17 protein-coding genes are annotated in these 17924 nt (G+C 63.9%); 12 read left to right on the top strand and 5 right to left on the bottom strand.

Features of this window, described 5'->3' with window-relative positions; translation table 11 throughout:
- Positions 1-163: 163 nt before the first annotated feature.
- The 5 genes from ftsY to IZU87_RS18025 all read left to right on the top strand — a co-directional run bounded on the left by ftsY (position 164) and on the right by IZU87_RS18025 (position 7106).
- Complete coding sequence (gene ftsY, locus IZU87_RS02320) at positions 164-1402, top strand: signal recognition particle-docking protein FtsY (RefSeq protein ID WP_409337976.1); 1239 nt, start codon at positions 164-166, stop codon at positions 1400-1402.
- The gene (gene ftsE, locus IZU87_RS02325) at positions 1399-2067 is read left to right on the top strand and encodes a cell division ATP-binding protein FtsE (protein WP_043336289.1); all 669 of its coding nucleotides are present in this window, start codon (positions 1399-1401) and stop codon (positions 2065-2067) included. The genes ftsY and ftsE overlap by 4 nt, the downstream gene beginning before the upstream one ends.
- Positions 2064-3146, top strand: coding sequence for a permease-like cell division protein FtsX (ftsX, locus tag IZU87_RS02330; RefSeq protein WP_213113566.1), 1083 nt, complete (start codon positions 2064-2066; stop codon positions 3144-3146). Before ftsE ends, ftsX begins: the two co-directional genes overlap by 4 nt.
- Positions 3147-3404: 258 nt before the next feature.
- A complete protein-coding gene (rpoH, locus tag IZU87_RS02335) occupies positions 3405-4280 on the top strand; it encodes an RNA polymerase sigma factor RpoH (protein ID WP_043336284.1) in 876 nt (291 codons plus the stop codon).
- A 195-nt stretch (positions 4281-4475) separates the two neighbouring features.
- Positions 4476-7106 (top strand): putative bifunctional diguanylate cyclase/phosphodiesterase, encoded by a 2631-nt coding sequence (locus tag IZU87_RS18025; protein ID WP_213113567.1) that lies wholly within the window; start codon positions 4476-4478, stop codon positions 7104-7106.
- A gap of 142 nt (positions 7107-7248) precedes the next feature.
- On the opposite strand, the gene slmA is transcribed toward IZU87_RS18025, so the two are convergent.
- The 5 genes from slmA to coaBC all read right to left on the bottom strand — a co-directional run bounded on the left by slmA (position 7249) and on the right by coaBC (position 12526).
- Positions 7249-7866 (bottom strand): nucleoid occlusion factor SlmA, encoded by a 618-nt coding sequence (gene slmA, locus IZU87_RS02345; RefSeq protein ID WP_043336281.1) that lies wholly within the window; start codon positions 7864-7866, stop codon positions 7249-7251.
- Between the two features lie 112 nt (positions 7867-7978).
- Positions 7979-8896 (bottom strand): acetylglutamate kinase, encoded by a 918-nt coding sequence (gene argB / locus IZU87_RS02350; protein ID WP_043336279.1) that lies wholly within the window; start codon positions 8894-8896, stop codon positions 7979-7981.
- 231 nt (positions 8897-9127) lie between these two features.
- Complete coding sequence (locus tag IZU87_RS02355) at positions 9128-10510, bottom strand: phosphomannomutase/phosphoglucomutase (RefSeq protein WP_213113568.1); 1383 nt, start codon at positions 10508-10510, stop codon at positions 9128-9130.
- Between the two features lie 171 nt (positions 10511-10681).
- Complete coding sequence (gene dut / locus IZU87_RS02360) at positions 10682-11140, bottom strand: dUTP diphosphatase (protein ID WP_043336274.1); 459 nt, start codon at positions 11138-11140, stop codon at positions 10682-10684.
- Positions 11141-12526, bottom strand: a complete 1386-nt coding sequence (gene coaBC / locus IZU87_RS02365; protein ID WP_213113569.1) for a bifunctional phosphopantothenoylcysteine decarboxylase/phosphopantothenate--cysteine ligase CoaBC — start codon at positions 12524-12526, stop codon at positions 11141-11143.
- Positions 12527-12826: 300 nt separating this feature from the next.
- Here coaBC and radC point away from each other — a divergent pair, with 300 nt between their 5' ends.
- The 7 genes from radC (at position 12827) to IZU87_RS02400 (ending at position 17791) form a co-directional block, all read left to right on the top strand.
- Positions 12827-13501 (top strand): RadC family protein, encoded by a 675-nt coding sequence (gene radC, locus IZU87_RS02370; protein WP_043336272.1) that lies wholly within the window; start codon positions 12827-12829, stop codon positions 13499-13501.
- 442 nt (positions 13502-13943) lie between these two features.
- Positions 13944-14180: a 50S ribosomal protein L28 gene (gene rpmB / locus IZU87_RS02375; RefSeq protein WP_043336270.1), complete on the top strand. Its 237-nt coding sequence runs from the start codon at positions 13944-13946 to the stop codon at positions 14178-14180.
- Positions 14181-14272: 92 nt separating this feature from the next.
- Positions 14273-14428 carry a 50S ribosomal protein L33 gene (gene rpmG, locus IZU87_RS02380; protein ID WP_016417370.1) on the top strand — a complete coding sequence of 52 codons (156 nt, stop codon included), beginning with the start codon at positions 14273-14275 and terminating at the stop codon, positions 14426-14428.
- Positions 14429-14584: 156 nt separating this feature from the next.
- Positions 14585-15400, top strand: coding sequence for a bifunctional DNA-formamidopyrimidine glycosylase/DNA-(apurinic or apyrimidinic site) lyase (gene mutM, locus IZU87_RS02385; protein ID WP_213113570.1), 816 nt, complete (start codon positions 14585-14587; stop codon positions 15398-15400).
- 130 nt (positions 15401-15530) lie between these two features.
- Positions 15531-16721, top strand: coding sequence for a class I SAM-dependent rRNA methyltransferase (locus IZU87_RS02390; RefSeq protein ID WP_043336266.1), 1191 nt, complete (start codon positions 15531-15533; stop codon positions 16719-16721).
- Between the two features lie 210 nt (positions 16722-16931).
- Positions 16932-17288, top strand: coding sequence for a putative signal transducing protein (locus IZU87_RS02395; protein ID WP_213113571.1), 357 nt, complete (start codon positions 16932-16934; stop codon positions 17286-17288).
- Positions 17285-17791, top strand: coding sequence for an acyl-CoA thioesterase (locus tag IZU87_RS02400; protein ID WP_213113572.1), 507 nt, complete (start codon positions 17285-17287; stop codon positions 17789-17791). Before IZU87_RS02395 ends, IZU87_RS02400 begins: the two co-directional genes overlap by 4 nt.
- Positions 17792-17924 lie beyond the last annotated feature (133 nt).

Consider the following 17924-nt stretch of genomic DNA (forward strand, 5'->3'; position numbering starts at 1 on the left):
CGCAGCGCAGGAGCAGGCCGCTCAGGAGCAGGCCGCCCGAGACGAAGCCGAGCGTATCGCCCAGGAGCAGGCCGCTGCAGAACGCGTCGCCGCCGAAAAGGCCGCCCGTGAAGAGGCGGAACGTCTGGCTGCCGAGCAGGCCGCCCAGGCAGAGGCCGAGCGCATCGCTGCCGAACAGGCCGCTCAGGCCCGTGCGGAAGAAGCCGCCAGTGAAGCGCGTGCCGAAGAGGCGCGTATCGCGGCTCGCGAGGAAGAAGAGCGTCAGGCCGCCGCGCAACTGGCCGCCATCGAGGCCGAAGAGCAGGCCGCGCTGGAACAGGCTCGCCAGGAAGAAGAAGCACGTGCCGCCGAGGCTGCCGCCGCTGGCGCAGACGCCGTGGTCGAGGATGACGCTGCGCGTGACACGGCCCGCGACGGACGCGAAAAGCCGCGTCGTGGCTTCTTCGCGCGCATCAAGGCCGGTCTTGGCAAGACACGCGCCAATCTGACCGAGGGCGTCGCCAGCCTGTTCCTCGGCAAGAAGCAGATCGATGATGAGCTGATGGAAGACCTCGAGACCCAGCTGCTGATGGCAGACGTGGGCATCGAGGCGACCACCGAGATCATCGACAACCTGACCGCGCGTATCTCGCGCAAGGAATTGAAGGAGCCGCAGGCGCTCTACGAAGCGCTGCAGGAAGAGCTGCGCGTGATGCTGGCGCCGGTCGCCAAGGACCTGGAGCTGCCGGCCAAGGGCAGCGGTCCCTTCGTGATCCTGATGATCGGCGTCAATGGCGTCGGCAAGACCACCACCATCGGCAAGCTGGCCAAGCGCTATCAGAGCCAGGGCCGCAGCGTGATGCTGGCGGCGGGCGATACTTTCCGCGCCGCGGCGGTGGAGCAGCTCAAGGTGTGGGGCGAGCGCAACAAGGTGCCGGTCATCGCTCAGCATACCGGCGCCGACAGTGCCTCGGTCATCTATGACGCCCTGGAAGCCGCCAAGGCGCGTAACGTCGATATCCTGATCGCCGATACCGCGGGCCGCCTGCACAACAAGAGCCACCTGATGGAAGAGCTCAAGAAGGTGCAGCGCGTGATGGCCAAGCTGGATGTGTCCGCGCCCCACGAGGTGATGCTGGTGCTGGATGCCGGTACCGGTCAGAACGCGCTGTCACAGGCCTCCACCTTCCATGAAGCGGTCAACATCACCGGCCTGACGCTGACCAAGCTGGATGGAACCGCCAAGGGCGGCATCATCTTCGCGCTGGCCAAGCAGCTCAATCTGCCGATCCGCTATATCGGTGTCGGGGAAGGTGTCGATGACCTGCGTCCCTTCGCGGCTGATGACTTCGTCAGTGCCCTGTTTGCACGTGCTGGCGATGAGGCAAGCGAAGAGGCCAACGCCGAGTCGCGCGAGGCATGATTGCCTTCGAGCATGTCGGCAAGCGCTATGGAGGGCGCTTCGATGCACTGGCCGGGCTCGACTTCAGGGTCGAGCGTGGCGAGATGGTCTTCCTGACAGGCCATTCCGGTGCCGGCAAGAGCTCGTTGCTCAAGCTGATCATGCTCCTCGAGCGCCCCTCGCGTGGGCGCATTCTGGTTGCGGGGCACGATATCGGGCGACTGCATACCTCCCAGGTGCCGTATTACCGCCGCCAGATCGGCGTGGTCTTCCAGGACCACCAGCTGCTGACCGACCGCAACATCTTCCACAACGTGGCCCTGCCGCTGATGATCCAGGGGGTTCCGCCGCGTGAACAGGCGCGGCGAGTGCGGGCGGCGCTCGACAAGGTCGGCCTTCTGCATCGTGAGAAGGCGCTGCCGATCGAGCTGTCCGGTGGTGAGCAGCAGCGCGTCGGCATCGCACGCGCCGTGGTCAACAAGCCCGCGCTGCTGCTGGCCGATGAGCCGACCGGCAATCTGGACCCGGCACTGTCCGCCGACATCATGCGTCTGTTCGAGGATTTCAATCGCATCGGTACCACGGTGATGATTGCCAGTCACGATCTGGCGCTGATCGCCCGCCTGCACCATCGCACGCTGGAGCTGTCCGATGGTCGTCTGATCGCCGACAAGGATGCCCGATGAGCCCCCCGCGTTCCCGCAACGATTCCCCCTCTTCTTCACGCGAGCGTGGCCAGCCCCGCGCCGAGACGCGTACCCGCAAGGCCGCCGCGCAGGCGCCTGAATCATCGGAGGCCGCCGAGCGTGCGGCGCGCAAGGGTGCGCGCTCCAGTCGTGTCTCGGTCGAGAGCCGCTATCGCAGCTGGCTGCGTCATCACGCTGACATGGCGCGCGACAGCGCACGCCGCCTGCTGGTCGCGCCCATCGCCAGCCTGCTGACCATGCTGGCCATCGCCATCGCACTGACGTTGCCGGCGGCGCTGTGGCTGGCACTGGACAGCGCACGCCTGCTCGACAATGAGCTCAATGACAGCGCCCAGCTCACCCTCTATCTCGAGACCTCGGTCGACGAGAGCCAGGCGCTGACGCTGTCGGACTCGCTGCGCGACGCTGCCGGTGTCGGGGGAGTGCGGCTGATCACCGCCGCCGAGGGCATGCAGGAATTCGCCCAGGCGCTGGACCTCAAGCGCTCGCTGAGTCTGCTGGATGACAATCCCTTGCCGGCCAGCATCGTCATCACGCCGCTGGACACCACGCCGGAGTCCGTCCGCGCCCTGGCCACGCGCCTCGAGGGCGAGCCGGGTGTCGCCAGCGCACGTCTGGATCTGGCCTGGCTCGAGCGTCTGCGCCAATTGGGTGAGCTGGGTCAGAAAGTGACGCTGGGACTCGCGTTACTCTTCGGGCTGGGCGTGTTGCTGGTGGTGGGCAATACCATCCGCCTGTCCGTGGAGAGTCGCCGCCAGGAGATCGAGGTCGTGACCCTGATCGGAGCGACCCACGCCTTCGTGCGGCGTCCCTTTCTCTACAGCGGTGCCTGGTACGGTCTGGGAGGAGGGCTGCTGGCCTGCGGAATCCTGGCACTTGGCGGCAACTGGCTGGTGGCACCCGTGACGGCCCTTGTACAAAGTTATGGCGGCAACTATGTGTTGCCCGCGCTGGGCGTTGCAGGGGGTGCCACACTGCTGTTTTCGAGTACAATATTGGGCTGGATAGGGGCCTGGATCGCGGTCGGACGTCATCTGGCGAGTATTTCTCCGCGCTGATTCCGATTATTTTTCGCGGTTTTCAGCCAGTGTTTCTGCCCAGGAAGGTCAAAAGTTACGTTCCGACAACATTCATGTCGGGCGTCAGTGAAGGGGGCTGGTGGGTGGTTAAACGCACCACACACCCGACAGCGTTACGAAGTGCTACTCGTCATGACAATTGTACACGCCATGTACAGCTATTGACGGGAACCTGTCCCACCCTTCACAGTCTCACTACTTGCATGCGTGTTAGGCAACCATGGAGACATCTGCACTATGAGCACCAGTCTTCAGCCACTTGGCCACCTGTCACCGGGTCAAGATCTAAACGGCTATATTCAGTCGGTGAACCGTATCGCTGTGCTTACTGCCGAAGAAGAGCATGAGCTGGCCCTGCGGTTGCATGAAGAGAATCATCTGGAGTCGGCCCGTCGACTCGTCATGTCGCACCTGCGCTTCGTCGTGCATATCGCACGCAGCTACAGCGGCTATGGCTTGCAGCAGGCGGACCTGATCCAGGAAGGTAACGTCGGCCTGATGAAAGCGGTCAAGCGTTTCGACCCGCATCAGGGCGTACGCCTCGTCTCCTTTGCCGTGCATTGGATCAAGGCCGAGATTCACGAGTTCGTGCTGCGCAACTGGCGCATCGTGAAGGTCGCGACCACCAAGGCTCAGCGCAAGCTGTTCTTCAACCTGCGTGGCGCCAAGAAGCGTCTGGCCTGGTTGAACAACGATGAAGTGGATGCCATCGCGGGCGATCTGGACGTCAAACCTGCCGTGGTGCGTGAGATGGAAAGCCGTCTCTCCGCCCACGATGCAGGCTTCGACGCCGGCCCCAGCGACGACGAGAGCTCTGCCTATCAGGCGCCGGCCAACTATCTGGAAGATCACAGCCTCGATCCGGCTGCCCAGGTGGAACAGCAGGACCTGGAAGACGACTCCCACGGTCGTCTGCTCAAGGCGCTGGCGGCACTGGATGAGCGCTCACGCGACATCCTCCAGCAGCGCTGGCTGAGCGACAACAAGTCGACTCTGCACGAGCTTGCTGACATCTATGGCGTCTCTGCCGAGCGTATCCGTCAGCTCGAGAAGAACGCGATGAAGAAGCTGCGTGAATCGATGGGTGACATGAGCGAAGGCTTCGCTGCCTGAGTTGGATGACCCCATGACATGAGCCCGCGATTTTCAGGCTCGCTGTCACGTGAAAATGCCCCGCCGGGTTTCCCGGCGGGGCATTTTCGTTGAGGGAGAGTGGATCCCGAGGAATCCGTCGTTATTGGTTGAACACTGCAACACAATGTTTCATTCTGTCACACTAAGACATGAAACATTTCTACTGGTGACCCCGTGGACCCGACCTCCTCGCACGTCAATGGCACACATTCGCTGTGGCGAATCTTTGGGCTCAATGCAGCCTTGATGGTGGTATTGGGTGGCCTGTTTCTGGCCAGCCAATGGTTTGATGTGCGTGAACAGGAAATGCGTCGCCTGGAGCTGCTGGATACCCAGCTGCATATCTCCACCGAGCAGCTGATCGCCAATGTCTCGCGCGAGATGATGGTGCTGGAGCGCGTCTTGAGCAGCGAAGGCAAGGAGCTGTGGCGTGGCTCGCTGGACAGCGCGCTGGGCCGTCATCCCTCTCTGGTCTCGCTGATGGTGGTGCCGTTTGCCGATTACCGCGGCAGCAGCCTGCGTCAGATCGGCGTGGGGCGCAGTTGCAGCTGGCAGCTGACCCAGCCGGAAGCCCAGGCGCTGCCCGGACGCAGCAGTCTGCTGTTCGGCTCCGCACTGCCGTTGGCATCCGGTCAGCCGGGCTTGCCGTTCTACCGTCACATGGATATCGAAGGCATGTCCTGGCTGCTGATCGGCTGCCTGGACTTCTCCGAGTCACGCAGCCTGCTGGCCAACCCGAATTCCGATGATGGGCAGCGCCTGCGCCTGTTTTCCACCAACGGTCTGCTGCTGTTCTCGAGCCCCCAGGAGCATGCGCTGGGCGTGACCGGCAAGCTGCCGCTGTCCTCGATGGCCAACATGGGCAAGTACATCTCCGAGCGTGGTGTGCGTCGCTATCATGTGCCGGGCTTCGACGGCCAGCCGCGCATGGCGGCGGGCAGCTATATCGCACCGCTCAAGCTGTTCAGCGTCGTGAGTCAGCCGCTCTCCAGTCTGTGGTGGCTGTGGTGGAACCGTATCTGGTTCGGCATGCTGCTCGGCGGCATCTTCCTGGTCGTGCTGGTGGTCGTGGTGGCGCGCGCCGAGCGCAAGCGCGCTGAGCGTCACGATGAGCTGGAGGGCGCGCTCGAGTCGATGACGGCGCGTTCTCGCACCCTGGTGACGCTGATGGATAACCTGCCGGGTGTGGTGTATCGCATCGAGGTCAACACCGGTGTGCTGACCTTCATCAGTAACGGCTCGGCCGAGCTGTTCGGCCGCTCGGCCGAATCACTGGTCGGCGCCGGCATCACCCTGACCGAGCTGATCCATCAGGAAGACCGTCAGTCCGTCAGCGCCGCTCGCCACTGGGCGATGTGCGCGCAGATGCGCCATGAGCAGGTCTTCCGCATCATCGCTGACCATGAGCGTTGGGTGCTGGACCGCAGCGTGATGATCGAGGGCGAGGATGGCGTGCGCTACTGGGAAGGCCTGCTGCTCGACATCAGTGCGCACAAGGAATCCGAGCGTCAGCTCGATTTCCTGGCGCGCCATGACGCCCTGACGGGGCTCTATAACCGCAAGGCCTTCATGGCGGCGGCCGACGAGCGCGTCGCGGCGGGTGGCTTGATGATCTACGCCGATATCGATCGTTTCTCGACCGTCAATGATGGTCTGGGCCATGAAGCCGGTGACCAGCTGCTGGTCGCGGTCGGCGAGCGTCTGCGTCGTCTGCTGCCACCGGGTGGTCTGGTGGCGCGTCTGGGGGCCGATGAGTTCGGTCTCTACCTGCCGCATGGCAATGATGATCCGGCGCAGGTGGTGGAAGAGATCCAGCAGAAGGTTGAGCGTCCCTTCACGATTCTGGGTCGCCCGCTGATCGTCAGCCTGACCGCCGGCTACGTGCTGTCCGAGACCAATGGCGATGCCCAGGCGCTGATGCTGAATGCCGATGTGGCGCTCTATCACGCCAAGTCGCGCGGCGATCATGCGCTGCGCTGGGAGTCCTCGCTGGACAAGCATGTCGCCTCGCGCATGACGCTGGAGCAGGACCTGCGTCAGGCCATCGGCAGCGAGCAGCTCTATCTGCATTACCAGCCGCAGCTGGATAGCCACGGTGAGCTGCAGGGTGTCGAGGCGCTGCTGCGCTGGCAGCATCCGGAGCTGGGCATGATCTCGCCGGCCCAGTTCATTCCACTGGCCGAAGAGACCGGCTTGATCTTCCGCCTCGGGCGTTTCGTGCTCGAGGAAGCCTGTGCCCAGATGGTGCGCTGGCAGGAGGCCGGCCTTCACATGCCGCGCATGGCGGTCAATCTGTCGGCGCGCCAGCTGACATCGGGCTACGAGAATGAAGTCTTCGGCGTGCTGGAAAGCCAGAAGCTGTCGCCGACGCGGCTGGAAGTCGAGGTGACCGAGACGCTGCTGATCCAGGACATGGAAGGGGGGCTTGCGGTGCTCGGCGCGCTGCGCGAGCTGGGCGTGCGTGTGGCGCTGGATGACTTCGGGCAGGGCTATTCGTCGCTGTCCTATCTGTCATCCCTGCCGCTGGATGTGCTCAAGGTCGACCGCAGCTTCGTGATGAAGATGGATGCGGTCGCCGGCTCTGACGGTGGTATCCGCTGTCCCAATCAGCAGGCCATCCAGCTGGTCGGTGCCGTGATCAGCCTGGGGCACTCGCTGGGCCATGAGATCGTCGCCGAGGGAGTCGAGACGGACGTGCAGTTCGAGGAGCTCAAGCGACTGGGCTGCGACACCTATCAGGGCTACCTGCTGGCGCGGCCGATGTCCGCCGAGGCCATACTGGAGCGCTTCAGCGTCAACGCCTGAGGCGCCGTCCGTGCAGCCCGACCCCATCCCACCCCACTCGGTGGTGACATGAAAAGGCCTGACCCACAAAGAACGCCCCGCCTGCAATGACTGCAGGCGGGGCGTTCTTTGTGGTGCGGCTCATGCGTGCGAGGCAAGACCCTCAGACGGCAATGCGCTCCTGACTGCTCAGCAGCAGGTCGCGGCTCAGCAGCTGCCACTGGTCTTCCCAGTGCTCGGTCGGGCGCTTGCGATAGTCGCTGCGCACGTACTGGCCGATACGGCCTTCCGCACACGCCAGCAGCAGATTGGCCGCTGCCGTGACGGTGATGGCCGGTCGCAGTCCCTCGCGAGGCTCGGCTTCGCGCAGCACCTGCTTGATCTGCGTCTCGAGACGCTCGAACAGCTGCGCCATGCGCGTGCGCAGGCGTGCCGTCTCGCCGGTGAGAGCATCACCATTGAGGAGGCGACACAGCCCCGGGTTCTTCTCGGCAAAGCCCAGCAGCAGGCTCAGGATGTGATGCACCCTGGCATGCGCGGTGTCGTTGTCCTGAATGATCAGCGCGATACGCTCGAACAGCGTGCTCTCGATGAATTCGATCAGTCCTTCGAACATGCGTGCCTTGCTGGGGAAGTGACGATAGAGCGCCGCCTCCGAGACACCGACCTGTCGTGCCAGTGCTGCAGTCGTGATGCGTTTGCCGCTGTCCTCTTCCAGCATCAGAGCGAGTGCCTGGAGGATCTGTTCGCGACGTGATTGTTTTGGATTCGCCTGCGTCATGGAATCTTGTCGTTTATCGCGGCCTGCAGCAGTGTGCTACGGGCGGGTCCGTGTCCTGAGGCATGTCGCTTGCCTCGCGCGAAACACCGGGGCCGAGCCCCGGCTTGTCACCTTACGCCTTGTCAGTGTCCGCTTCCGCGTTGCTGATCAACGTGCCGACCCCGGCATTGGTGAAGATTTCCAGCAGGGTCGCATGTGGCACGCGGCCATCGATGATGTGGGCACTGCGCACGCCTTGCTTCACGGCGTCCAGTGCACAGCTGATCTTGGGCAGCATGCCACCGTAGATGGTGCCATCCTCGATCAGGCCATCCACCGCCTCGGTGGTCAGGCCGGTCATGACTTCGCCTTGTGCGTTCATCAGGCCAGCCACGTTGGTCAGCAGCATCAATTTCTCTGCGCCCAGTGCCTCGGCGACCTTGCCGGCGACCAGGTCGGCATTGATATTGTAGCTGCGACCCTCGGCATCGACCCCGATGGGTGCGATGACGGGAATGAAATCGTTGCGTGTCAGCAGTTCGATCAGGTCCGTGGAGACATGCTCGACTTCACCGACATGACCAATGTCGATGATTTCAGAGGCATTCATGCCCGGCGTCTGGCCGCTGACCTTGAGCTGGCGGGCGCGAATCTGGCCGCTGTCCTTGCCGGTCAGGCCGATGGCCTTGCCGCCGCTCTGGTTGATCAGGTTGACGATGCCCTTGTTGACCAGGCCGCCCAGCACCATCTCGACCACGTCCATGGTTTCGGAATCCGTGACGCGCATGCCATCGACGAAGCGCGATTCGATGTTCAGCTTCTCGAGCAGCGCGCCGATCTGCGGGCCGCCGCCATGCACGACCACCGGATTGATGCCGACTTCCTTCATCAACACCATGTCGCGAGCGAAGGAGTCGATCAAGGCTTCTTCGGTCATGGCGTTGCCGCCGTACTTGACCACCACGGTCTTGCCCGAGAACTGCTGGATATAGGGCAGGGCTTCGGACAGGACCTCGACCACCTGATGCGGGTCGCGGTTGGCGTGGCTCATCAGCGTATCACTCCACAGAAAATGGTCCGGAAAGAGAGTCCGGACACTGTCACTCGAAATGGTCTTTCAGCGCGCGCGGTGCGCGCTGTCATGCAAATCGGTTGCTTCAGGCACCTGATGCGCCCGGAGGAGCGGCTGCAGTGCCTGGCAAGGCGAGGGCGGCGATCAAGCGGCAGACCGCCGCCCCCGTTGCGGCTCATGCCATCCTGTCGATGGCGAGCGAGTGCGGGATCAGAACGGTGCCTGGATGCTCGGCTCGGCCTGCTTCAGCGCGGCGCGGAAGCTGTCCTTGATGCGCTCCAGTGCGGCTTCCGACTTGCCTTCGAAGCGCAGCACCAGCATCGGCGTGGTGTTGGACGCGCGGCACAGGCCCCAGCCATCGGCGTAGTCGACACGAATGCCGTCCAGCGTGGTCTTGACGCCGTCGCTGCCGAAGTCGCCTTCACTGGCCAGTCGCTCGACGATAGCGAACTTGTTCTCGTCGGTCACTTCCACATTGATCTCGGGGGTGCCGAGGTCCTGCGGGAAGCGGGCGAAGAAGGTGTCGGCATCGACATCCTGCTTGGCGAGGATTTCCAGCAGGCGCGCAGCGCCGTAGATGCCGTCATCGAAGCCGAACCAGCGCTCCTTGAAGAAGATGTGGCCGCTCATCTCGCCGGCCAGTGCTGCGCCGGTTTCCTTCATGCGTGCCTTGATCAGCGAGTGGCCGGTGCGCCACATTTCCGGCGTGCCGCCGGCTTTCTCGATCACGGTCGCCAGGTTGCCGGTGCACTTGACGTCGAAGATGATGCGCGCGCCCGGCACGCGTTCGATCAGGTCTTCCGACAGCGCCATCATCAGGCGGTCCGGGTAGAGGATCTCGCCCTTGGGCGTCACGACGCCGAGGCGGTCGCCGTCACCATCGAAGGCCAGGCCGATGTCCGCGCCGGTTTCCTGCATGGTCTTGATCAGGTCCTGCAGGTTTTCCGGCTTGCCCGGGTCCGGGTGGTGATTCGGGAAGTTGCCGTCGATCTCGTCGAACAGCGGCACGGTGTCGACGCCCAGGCGACGGATCAGCTCCGGGCCCAGCTCGCCGGCCACGCCGTTGCCGCAATCGACCACGGCCTTGAGCGGACGCTTGACGACCACATCACCGGTGATCTGCTCCAGATAGCGCTCACGCACGTCCTCTTCACGCAGGCTGCCTTCGCCTTGCGCCAGATCGCCTTCCTGCAGGCGACGATAGAGGTCGGTGATGGTGTCGCCGGACAGGGTCTCACCGGCCAGCACGATCTTCAGACCGTTGTAGTTGGCCGGGTTGTGGCTGCCGGTCAGCATCACGCCGGAGCGGGTGCCTTCCAGGATATTGGTGGCGTAGTAGAGCACTGGTGTCGGCACCATGCCGATGTCGACGACATCACGGCCGGCATCGCGCAGGCCCGCGATCAGCGCCTTGGACAGGCGCGGGCCGGAGAGACGGCCGTCACGCGCGACCACGACGGTGGATTCACCGCGTGCCACGGCTTCGCTGCCGATGGATTGGCCGATGGCGCGCACGCCGTCTTCGGTGAGGGTCTCATCCACGATGCCACGGATATCGTAGGCGCGGAAAATTGAAGCGGGTACCTGACTCATGGTGCATCCCTGTCGGTTGAATCAATCGTGAAGTCGCTTGAGGCGTCATGCGTCTCGAACGCTATCGCTGCATGACGATCAGTGTGGAAATCTGCATGGCTTCCTTGTGACCGGAAGCCCGGCAGCCGGCGCAAGCCTGCCGCTCGGCTGCCCTGTGGCATGACGGGTCAATCAGTGGCGTCCGGAGTGACCGAAGCCGCCTTCGCCGCGCTGGCTGGCCTCGAATTCAGAGACTTCCACCAGCTCCGCCTGTACCACTGGCACTAGCACGTACTGTGCCAGACGCTCGCCGGGTTCCAGCACGAACTCGCTCTCGCCGCGGTTCCAGACCGAGATCATCAGTTCGCCCTGGTAGTCGGAGTCGATCAGGCCGACCAGATTGCCCAGCACGATGCCGTGTTTGTGCCCCAGACCGGAGCGCGGCAGGATCATGCCGGCCAGTGCGGGGTCGGCGATGTGGATCGCCAGCCCGGTGCGCACCAGCTCACAGGCGCCCGGCGCCAGGGTCAGCGGCGCGTCGAGCAGTGCGCGCAGGTCCATGCCGGCGCTGCCGGGAGTGGCGTGATGCGGCAGCGGGTAATCGCGAACGCGCTCGTCGAGAATCTTGAGTTCGAGCCGGGGGCGGGTCATCTAGGGTGCTTCCTGATCGTCGGTGACAGTCGGTGTAACGGTCTGGATGGCAGGGTCGAGGCTGACCCTGTGCTGATGGAGTGCCAGGGCGCGCTTCAGAATCGCGCGCGCCAGTTCCGTCTTGGGACAGGCCGCGATGGCCTGTTCGTGTTGCGTGTTCGTGTTCTGATCGAGCGGCTGCCACAGCAGGGTGGCGGCATTGCTGTCACTGCCGAAGCCAAGGCCCGGCGTGCTCACATCATTGGCGACGATCATGTCGAGCTGTTTACGCGCGAGCTTGTCGCGTGCATAGCGGAGCACATCGCGGGTCTCGGCGGCGAAGCCGATCACCAGTGGTGCCCGCTGACAGGCGGCACGGCGTGCCTGCGCCTGGGCGGCGATACCGGCGATGATGTCCGGATTGCGGATCAGCGTGACCTGCATCTGCTCCTCGCCCGACTGCTTCTTGAGCTTGTGGTCGGCGACCGAGGCCGGGCGGAAGTCGGCGACTGCCGCGCAGCCGATGAAGAGGTCGCTCTCGCTGGCGGCTGCCTCGGCGGCTGCCTGCATGTCCAGCGCGGATTCGACATCGATGCGCTCGACGCCAGTCGGGGTCGTCAGCGCCACCGGGCCACTGATCAGGCGCACGCTGGCGCCCAGCGCCGCGGCCTCGGCGGCCAGCGCATAGCCCATCTTGCCGGAGCTGTGATTGCTCAGATAGCGCACCGGGTCCAGCGGCTCGCGGGTCGGGCCGGCGGTGATGGTCACCGTCAGGCCTGCGGCCGGCAATGACATCTCATTGCTCTGGAGGCCGGGGGCGCTCTGGCTCATGAGGTCGCTCTGGCTCATGAGGTCGCTCTGGCTCATGAGATCGCTCAGCGCCGCGACGATCTCTTCCGGCTCCAGCATGCGGCCCGCGCCCACGTCGCCACAGGCCTGTTCGCCGCTGGCCGGGCCGAGCAGCGTCCAGCCGTCGGCACTGAGCTGGCGGGCGTTGCGCTGGGTGGCGGGGTGCGCCCACATGGCCTGATTCATCGCCGGGGCCATCACCCAGCGCGCGCTGTTGGCCAGGCACAGGGTAGTGAGCAGATCATCGGCATGGCCATGCACCAGGCGGGCCATCAGATCGGCGGTGGCAGGCGCGATCAGGGTGACCTCCGCCCAGCGTGCCAGCTCGATATGCCCCATGCCGGCCTCGGCCTCGGGGTCCAGCAGGGAGGTGTGCACCGGATTGCCCGACAACGCCTGCAAGGTCAGCGGTGTAATGAAGGCTTGAGCCCCTTCGGTCATGGCGATGCGCACTTCACAGCCCGCCTTTTTCAACAGGCGAGTGATCAGAGCGGCCTTGTAGGCCGCGATGCCGCCACTGATGCCCAGCAGAATGCGCCGTCCGGCGAGTGAATGCATGGTGTGTCCTGCGTCCCTGATGCGTCGATTGCTACGCTCGCGCGTTTGCCCTCTACCATATCACCGTGATGCAACCTTGCGTAGCGCCGCTGGCCCGCGACGCCGAGTGTCGCCATGGTCCCTGCGAGCGCTCGCTTCATGGGGCGGGAGCTGTCATCAGGTGGCATGCAGGGGCCAGACGCAGGTCCTCGGGGCGGCAAGCGTTGATGCTCACAATGGCGAAAGAGGCGGCATCTGGCCACGCTTCTCATGCTTTGGACTGTCAGCCATTCGGGGCGACAGGCGATGGGAGAAGAGTGCATGGGGATTCGAGAGTGGCCGGTCGGGGAGCGTCCGCGCGAGAAGCTGTTGTCGTCAGGGGCAGGGGCCTTGTCAGATGCCGAGCTGCTGGCCATCTTTCTGCGCGTGGGCATAAAAGGTCGCTCGGCGGTGGATCTGGCGCGCGACCTGCTGAATACCTTCGGCGGTCTCAGGCCATTGCTGGAGGCGACCCAGCAGGACTTCTGCGCCGCGCGCGGACTGGGTGACGCCAAGTATGTGCAGCTGCAGGCCTCGCTTGAGCTGTCGCGTCGCCATCTGGAGAGCCTGCTGATGCGCGGGGCCGCCCTGACGTCGCCCCTGCTGGTGCGGCGCTATCTGTCCTCGCATCTGCGCGACCTGCCGCATGAGGTGTTCGCCGCGCTGTTTCTCGACAGCCAGCATCGCGTCATCCGCTTCGAGACACTCTTCACCGGCACGCTGGATGCCGCCGCCGTCTACCCGCGCGAGGTGGTCAAGCGGGCGCTGGCGCTCAATGCCGGCGCCCTGATTCTGGCCCACAACCATCCCTCCGGCGTCGCGGAGCCCAGCGAGGCCGACCGACGCATCACGCAGCGCCTGGAAGAGGCGCTGGGGCTTTTCGATATTCGCGTGCTGGATCACTTCGTGGTCGGAGACGGCGAAGTGGTCTCGTTTGCCGAGCGCGGCTGGCTCTAGTTGGGGGCGTCGAGGAGGCTGAGTCACTGAGTGCCCGATGACGGCACAGCCCCCGCCAGATGCGGTCGCCGCTGGCGTGAGAAATGCGCAGGGATTGCAAACCAGGGCACTGGTTGTGGTAATGTTGCGCCTCCCGTATCACCCACCACAGAATTCGCGACCACTCTGGCCGACATTGGCTGAGTGAAGCGTTTGGCTGAGAAGCGTCTGTACCGATGTGACACGTCGGGCATGGGCGTGCTGGCGAAAAAAATCCGTATAGGGCGTGCTTTCACGTTCCTCTTCGGGTAAAATGCTGCGCCTGCACGTTCCAGCACCCGAAAGCTTGTCTTCCGGAACGGACGTAAACACTTTGAAATCAGGGCATGAGGCGGCGCCTGCCACTTCCGGTTTGCCCGACAGGTTTTGAACAACTTAGCCAACGCAGCGGTTGGAGGCTCCAATGTCCAAAGTATGTCAGGTTACCGGCAAGCGCCCGGTGACTGGTAACAATGTTTCTCACTCCCAGCGCAAGACTCGTCGCCGGTTCCTGCCGAACCTGCACACCCACCGTTTCTGGGTTGAATCCCAGCAGCGCTTCGTCAAGCTGCGCGTCTCTACCAAGGGCATGCGCATCATCGACAAGAAGGGTATCGACGAAGTCCTCAAGGACCTCACTGCACGTGGCGAGCGCTTCTAAACACTAGAAGACAGCCCCTGTAGCAATGGCAACCGAGCCGAGGGCAACGCTCTCAATCGTTCGGTGAATGCGACTGTGGAAGGAAACTGAAAATGCGTGACAAGATCAAGTTGGTGTCAAGTGCCGGTACTGGCCACTTCTACACCACCGACAAGAACAAGCGTAACACTCCGGACAAGCTTGAATTCAAGAAGTACGATCCGGTCGTTCGCAAGCACGTGATGTACAAGGAAGCCAAGATCAAGTGATCTTGTCTCCCGCCAGCGTGCTGTCGGAACCCTCGAAAACCCGGTCCTGACCGGGTTTTCGAGTATCTGGATGTCGCTGTTCTGGGCATCCTGCAACAGGGTGGCGGCTTCTGTCGTCACCCTGTTGTGCGTCTGGCGGCCAGTCGAGGAGAGAACATGCCCGAATTACCGGAAGTCGAGACGACCCGTCGCGGTATCGCGCCGCTGGTCGAGGGCCAGGAGGTCACCGAGGTGATCGTGCGTCAGTCGCGTCTGCGCACCCCCGTGCCCGGCGAGCTCGCCGAATGGCTGGTGGGTCAGCGCTTCGGCACGCTTGCGCGTCGCGCCAAGTACCTGCTGTTGCCGATCGCCGATGGCCATCTGCTCTGGCACCTGGGCATGTCCGGTAGTCTCAGACTGGTGCCCATCGGCACGCCGCCACGCACGCATGATCATGTCGATGTCGTGCTCGGCAACGGCCATGTGCTGCGCTATCACGATCCACGTCGCTTCGGCTTCGTCGACTTCGTGCGCGGTGACCCGCATGCCGATACGCGCCTGGCGCGACTCGGCCCGGAGCCGTTGTCCGATGCCTTCAATGGCGAGCACCTCTTTGCGCGCTCACGCAAGCGCCGCGTGGCGATCAAGCCGTTTCTGATGGACAACGCCAATGTGGTGGGCGTGGGCAATATCTACGCCAGCGAGGCGCTGTTCATGGCGGGTGTCGACCCGCGCCGTCCTGCCGGTGAAGTGACGCGCGAGGAGTGCGAGCGCCTCGCCAACGCCGCCAGCAGCGTGCTGGCCGCGGCGATCGCCCAGGGCGGTACCACGCTGCGTGACTTCGTCGGCGGAGATGGCAAGCCGGGCTACTTCGCGCAAAGCCTCAACGTCTACGGGCGGGGTGGCGAGCCATGCCGCGAATGCGGCCACGAGATCATGAGTCTGGTGCTGGGCCAGCGCGCCAGCTGCTTCTGCCCTTGTTGTCAGCGCTAGCGGCGAGCCGCATCAGACCACTGCTTGACCGGGGGCTCCGTGACCGGGGCCGCCATGACGACTAGAATAGGCCCGTTCGGGCGCGTCCTGTCGTCGTCCTGTCCCTTCCTCTGCTTTCTGGATATTTCCCGTGACTGAACGTCTGCGCCTGAAGAAGAATGCTGATCGCCGCCTCAAGGCCGGCCATCTGTGGCTGTACTCCAATGAAGTCGATACCGTCGCGACGCCGCTCAAGAACTTCGAGCCGGGCGCCCAGGCCATCATCGAGGCCAGCAATGGTCGTGCGATGGGTGTTGCCTACGTCAACCCGAACTCGCTGATCTGCGCGCGCATCGTGTCGCGCAACCCGGAACAGCGTCTGGATCGCTCGCTGCTGGTGCACCGCTTCAACCAGGCGCTGTCGCTGCGCGAGAGCCTCTATGACAAGCCGTTCTATCGTCTGGTCCACGGCGAAGGCGACCTGCTGCCGGGCCTGATCGTCGATCGCTTCGGCGACGTGCTGGTCTGTCAGCTCAACACCTTCGGCATGGAGCGTCTGGCGGAAGTGATCGTCGATGCGCTGCTCAAGGTCGTCAAGCCGACAGCCATCGTGTTCAAGAACGATTCCAGCGGTCGCCGCCAGGAACAGCTCGAGCGCAACGTCGAAGTCGTCTACGGCGAGCTGCCGGAAAGCGTGCTGCTGGAAGAGAACGGCGTCCAGTTCACGGCGCCGGTACTCGACGGCCAGAAGACCGGCTGGTTCTACGACCACCGCGCCAACCGTGCCTGGTTGAACCGTCAGGTCGAAGGCAAGCGCGTGCTGGATCTGTTCAGCTACGTCGGTGGCTGGGGCGTGCAGGCGGCGGCGCATGGCGCCAGCGAAGTGCTGTGTGTCGATGCTTCCGGCGCGGCACTCGAGCGTGTCTCGGGCAATGCCGTGCTCAATGGTGTCGAGGACCGCGTCTCCATCGCGGAATCGGATGTCTTCGAGGCCCTCTCGGCCCTGCGTGCGGAAGGCGAGCAGTTCGACGTCATCATCGCGGATCCGCCCGCCTTCATCCGCAAGCGCAAGGACATCACCAACGGCGAGCGCGCCTATGCACGCCTCAACCGTGAAGCCATGCGCCTGCTGGGTCGTGACGGTCTGCTGATGTCCGGCTCCTGCTCCATGCATCTGGCGCCGGAGCGCCTGATGGATGTGGTGCGTGGCGCCGTGCGTCACCAGGACCGCCATGGTCAGGTCATCTTCCAGGGCCATCAGGCCAGTGACCACCCGGTGCACCCGTCCATCCCCGAGACGTCCTACCTCAAGGCCCTCGGTGTGCGCGTCTATCGCGACTGATGATGCCTGACGGCTACCAGGACTGATGGCTGTGCCATCCGGCATCGACGACAACGCCGCCCTTCGGGGCGGCGTTGTCGTCTGTGGCTTGTGAGTCGTCTGTGGCTTGTGAGTCGTCTGTGGCTTGAGTGTCGGCTATGGCTTGTCTATCGACTGCGGCCCGCTTTTGGCTAATCGTCCATGGCTCATGGACTCTGATAGTCTGACGGCATGTATAGACGACTGACATCTCATCACAATCTCGTGCTGCTCGATCACTGGCGCAACCTGCTGGAAAGCGAGGGCATCCCCTGTGAGCTGCGCAATCGCCTGCTCGGCTCGGCCGCGGGCGAGTTGCCCGTGCTCGACTGCGAGCCCCAGCTGTGGGTGGCAGAGCATGACCTTGCGCATGCCCGCCGCCTGCTGGCGAGTATCGAGGCCGCGCCGGCCCTGCCGGATTGGCAGTGTGCCTGTGGCGAACGTCTCGAGGGCAGCTTCAGCGAGTGCTGGGCGTGTGGGGCAAGCGCGCCGCAGCAGCCCGCACCACAGGCGCGTCCGCGCGATGAGGACCCGGAGTTCGTGGCATGAGCAAAGGCACCCCGAAGGCGAGTGACGCGCCGCCGTTGACGCAAGATTTCCCCGGCTGGGCACTGCCACGCCCGTTCCTGTTGCCGATCAGCGTGAAGAAGAAGGCACTGGATGGTTATGGTCACGTCAACAATGCCGAGTATGTGCGCTGGCTGGAGGACATCAGCTGGGCACACTCCGAAGCGTTGGGGCTTGGCCTGGCGCACTACCGTGAGCAGGACCGCGGCATGGCGGTGCACCGTCACGAGATCGACTATCTGGCCAGTGCGCGACTTGGCGATTCGCTGATGCTGGCGACCTGGCTGGTGGATTGCGATGGACGCCTGAGTCTGACGCGTCGCTTCCAGCTGCGCCGGTGCTCGGATGGCCAGACGCTGCTGGAGGCGCGCACGCGCTTTGTCTGCATCGAGCTCTCGAGTGGACGGGCCCGACGCATGCCCGGCGCCTATCGTGAATGCTATTCGGCGGCGCTGGTGAGTGAGGAAACTGCCAGTCAGCGATGATTCCTCGCATTCCACTGCATCATTGGCGTGTTTTGGTGAATCTTGCTGGTATCTGATTGGCGAGACGCTGACGAGTCTGCTGTGCTTGTAGCAGGCGTCGTGATGACGTCAGTGCATTCCGCCAGCAGTGCAA

Origin of the sequence: Cobetia sp. MC34, from assembly GCF_018340035.1 — a bacterium.
GTDB lineage: Bacteria > Pseudomonadota > Gammaproteobacteria > Pseudomonadales > Halomonadaceae > Cobetia > Cobetia amphilecti.